Genomic DNA, 3940 nt, shown 5'->3' with positions numbered 1-3940 from the left:
GTTCGGCCTCGACCCCACCCGGGCCGCCCCGGCGGTCCGCGCTCTCACGGACGGGATCCACCCGCACCTCGAACTCCGCGGCGTCCACGCCCACTTGGCCAGCGGACTCGACGCCCCCGAACTGCTGGCGGTGGCCCGCTCCATCGTCACCTGGGCCGCGGAACTGGGCGTCGGCCTCTTTGAGGTCAATGTGGGTGGCGGCATGAGCGTGGACTACGCGCGCCCCGAGAGCCGTTTCGACTGGGCGGCGTACGGAGAGGGCCTCGCCCGGCTGTCGGACACGTACCCGGACCTGACCCTGCGCGTCGAACCGGGTCGCGCGCTCACGGCGTACTGCGGCTGGTACGCCACCGAGGTGCTGGACGTGAAGCACAGCCACGGGGAGGAGTTCGCGGTCGTCCGTGGCGGCACACACCATCTGCGCACCCCGGCGACCAAGGGCCACGACCAGCCCTGCTCGGTCCTGCCGGTGGACGCCTGGCCCCACCCGTGGCCGCGCCCGTCGGCCGCCGGCGACCGCGTCACGCTCACCGGCCAGCTGTGCACCCCGAAGGACGTCCTCTCCCGGCACGTCCCCGCCCCGGGGCTGCGGGCCGGGGACCGGGTGGCCTTCTCGCTGGCGGGCGCGTACGCGTGGAACATCTCCCACCACGACTTCCTGATGCACCCGCGCCCCGGATTCCACTTCCTGAACCACCACGAAAACGGACACACCATTGGAGACGATGGAGAGGTGCGGGCCGCCCGACCCCGTGGAGACCGTTGACACGCGGGCGAGCGGCACGCAAACTCGGCACGTAAAAGTGAAGACAACTTCACTGGGCGAACAGCTCGCAAGGAAGCCGCACAGGCCCGGGTCACTCACATGACGCCGCACACGGGTCCGTCCTCGACGACGAGGAGAAGTTCATGCACACGACCGTCGGGATCATCGGCGGCGGCCCCTCCGGGCTGCTGCTCGCCCGCCTGCTGCACAACGCCGGGATCGACAGCGTCGTCCTGGAGAGCCGCGACCGGGCGTACGTCGAGCAGCGCCAGCGGGCCGGGATCCTGGAGCAGGCCACTGTGGACGTCCTGCGGGACGCGGGCGCGGGGGAGCGGCTGGACCGCGAGGGCATGCCCCACGACGGTATCGAGCTGCGCTACGGCCGCCGTGCCCACCGGGTCGACTTCCCGGCGCTGACCGGCGGGCGCCGGGTGTGGGTCTACGCCCAGACCGAGGTCGTCAAGGACCTCGTCGCCCTCCAGCTCGCCGACGGCGGACCGCTGCTCTTCGAGGCCGAGGTGCACGGTGTGGAGGGCGCCGACACGGACCGCCCCGTGATCCGGTACACGCACGAGGGCCGCGAGCAGACCCTCACCTGCGACTACGTGGTCGGCTGCGACGGCTTCCACGGCGTGGCCAGGAACGCCGTCCCCGAGGGCGTGCGGACGACGTACGAGCGGACCTACCCGTACTCCTGGCTGGGCATCCTCGCCGACGCGCCGCCCGTCTACGAGGAGCTGATCTACGCCCACTCCGAGCGCGGCTTCGCCCTGGCGAGCATGCGTTCCGAGTCGGTCAGCCGGCTCTATCTCCAGGTACCCAACGGCACCGACCCCGCCGACTGGCCGGACGAGCGCATCTGGGACGAGCTGGACGCCCGCTTCGCCCTCGACGCCAACCCCGAATGGCGGCTCAAGCGCGGCACCGTGACCTCCAAGGCGGTGCTGCCCATGCGCAGCCACGTCACCGAGCCGATGCGGTACGGCCGGGTCTTCCTGGCCGGGGACGCCGCCCATATCGTGCCGCCCACCGGAGCCAAGGGCCTCAACCTGGCCGCCGCCGACGTGATCGTCCTGGCCCGTGCCTTCGCGCACCTGAAGGACACCGGTTCCGCCGACCTGCTGGACGCCTACTCCGACACCTGCCTGCGCCGGGTATGGCGTGCCGAGCACTTCTCGTACTTCATGACGACCACCCTGCACGCCGACCCGGAGCAGTCCCCCTTCGAGACGAAGCTCCAGCTCTCCCAGCTCGACCGCGTCGCGACCTCGGAGCACGCGGCCGCCGAACTGGCCGAGAACTACACGGGGTTGCCGCTCGGACCGGCGAACGGCTGAGAAACGGCCGGGCCCCGGCCCGTGAGGGCCGGGGCTGAAGCATGTCTCAGGCGTCCGTCAGTAGCCGACGCGGAAGGTCGCGTCCTGTCGTTCGGTGGCCGTCGAGATCGGGTCGATGCGCAGGGCGTAGCTGTAATGCCGGATGTAGCGGGTCGGGTTGTTGTACGAGCGGAAGGACGCCCAGCCGGCGTCCGCCAGGCCGGCCGTGCGGTAGAAGGTCGCGTCCCCCGCGAACGTCGACGTGCCGTCGTTGACATCGATACGCAGGTCGTAGTTGTAGTGCCGCAGGTAGCGGGTGGGGTAGTTGACCGACTGGAAGGACACGGCGGAGCTGTCGGCGAGACCGGGCACGAGCTTCCACTGCGAGTCGGCGAACGGGGCGATCGGGTAGGGGTCGATACGGCCGGCGAAGCCCGAGTGACGGACGTAACGGTCCGGGAAGTTGTAGGACTTGAGCCGGTTCCAGGCCGGGGCGCCCCACTTGGTGAGCAGGTTGTTGTACTCGGTGGTGGTGATGGTCGCGATGGCGCAGTGCTTGGAGTTGAGAGGCTGGGTGTAGGTCTTCTGGTCGAGGGCGGTCCAGGTGCCGGACGCGAGGTCGGAGGTCTGCCAGGCGTAGTAGACGCCGTTGGGGGTGTAGGTGTCGCCCCACAGGTACCAGGTGTTCGAGGTCAGTGACTTGACCACGGTGGGCGCCTCGGTGCCGCCGTGCGCGACGCCCGTGCTGAACTCGGTGAAGCTTCCGGGGTTCAGGGAGGTGGAGCGGGTGCCGACCAGGGTCTGGTTCTTCTTGATGTACATGTAGTTGACGCCGTTGACGCCGACGGTCATGTTGCCGTCGATGACGTCGTAGCCGGCGTCGAAGAAGACCTGCGGGGCGGAGGCCGTGACGAAGTCACTGGTGTAGTTCACCATGATCACGTTGTGGCCGCTGGAGTTCACCGACGAGTAGATGACCGCGTACTGGCCCCGCCCGGCGTCCCAGAACGCCTCGGGTGCCCAGCTGTGGGTGGCCATGTCGTGCAGCTTGAGACGGCGGTAACCGGTGAAGGTGCGCAGGTCGGCGGAGTCCCAGACGTGGATGTACTGGCTGTTGTAGTTCCAGTCGGTGCCCTTGAGGTCGGTGGCGAGGACGACGAAGGTGCCGTCCTGCTTGCGCATGACGAAGGGGTCGCGCAGGCCGAGCGCGCCCGCCGTGGGGGTGGCGACGGGGTTGTTCTGGTTCAGCGGCGTCCAGTTCAGTCCGTCGGGGCTGACCGCGAGGTGGAGGCCGTAGTCGGTGCCCGCGCCGAGGTTGTTCGCCTCGGTGAAGTAGACCATCACGTAGGCCGAGTCGGCGGCGTGGGCGGTGCCCGCGCCGAGGCTCAGCACCCCGGTCATGGCCAGGGGGGTGGCGGCGGCCAGGCCGAGGATGGTGCGGCGCGACGGCTGCGGTCCGGAGTGCGGTCTTGCGCTCATCTGGTCTCCATATGGCGTGCGGGCACGGGAGGAAGGGAAGGACTCAGCGCCCGAAATCTCGAACGAGGTTCGGTGAATCGATCAGAAGGTAGGCGTGCGGCGCGTACGCGTCAATCATTCTGTCGTTCTTCGGTGATTCCTATGAATGCCCTGGTGGTCGCGGAGAGAGCCCGCGGGGCGTCAGGGCGGATGTCCGCCGGGCCGGCCGTGCGCGGGCGGGCGCGCCCTTCCCGTCCGGGACGTGCCACGATGCGCCTCGCGGAACCGGGCCGGATTCCGGTCAACCACTCCTGGCACGCGAGACACTGGACCCTGAATCGACGCGCTGAGGCAGGGGAGCGAGGCAAGGTGAACGCTGCGCAGGAGGCGGGCAGTTGGG

General features: G+C 69.5%; 2 protein-coding genes and 1 pseudogene. 2 read left to right on the top strand and 1 reads right to left on the bottom strand.

The window, feature by feature from the left end; genetic code table 11:
• Both FNH04_RS42750 and FNH04_RS42745 read left to right on the top strand, forming a co-directional pair.
• Positions 1–766 (top strand): annotated as a pseudogene (locus tag FNH04_RS42750) (type III PLP-dependent enzyme); the annotation flags it as partial.
• Positions 767–909: 143 nt separating this feature from the next.
• A complete protein-coding gene (locus FNH04_RS42745) occupies positions 910–2103 on the top strand; it encodes a 4-hydroxybenzoate 3-monooxygenase (protein ID WP_152791629.1) in 1194 nt (397 codons plus the stop codon).
• Between the two features lie 57 nt (positions 2104–2160).
• Here FNH04_RS42745 and FNH04_RS42740 read toward each other — a convergent pair whose 3' ends face one another.
• Positions 2161–3561: a glycoside hydrolase family 43 protein gene (locus FNH04_RS42740; protein ID WP_152791628.1), complete on the bottom strand. Its 1401-nt coding sequence runs from the start codon at positions 3559–3561 to the stop codon at positions 2161–2163.
• Positions 3562–3940: the final 379 nt, after the last annotated feature.

The sequence above is a fragment of the Streptomyces phyllanthi genome, assembly GCF_009377205.1.
In the GTDB taxonomy this organism is placed as follows: Bacteria; Actinomycetota; Actinomycetes; order Streptomycetales; family Streptomycetaceae; genus Streptomyces; species Streptomyces phyllanthi.
The sequence above is the reverse complement of the archived record's forward strand: the minus strand, read 5'-3'. Positions and strand labels throughout refer to the sequence as shown.

Bases quoted from the DNA above. Each gene is read 5' to 3' on its own strand.
- FNH04_RS42745 (WP_152791629.1), top strand. From the start codon at position 910: ATGCACACGACCGTCGGGATCATCGGCGGCGGCCCCTCCGGGCTGCTG.
- FNH04_RS42740 (WP_152791628.1), bottom strand. From the start codon at position 3,561: ATGAGCGCAAGACCGCACTCCGGACCGCAGCCGTCGCGCCGCACCATC.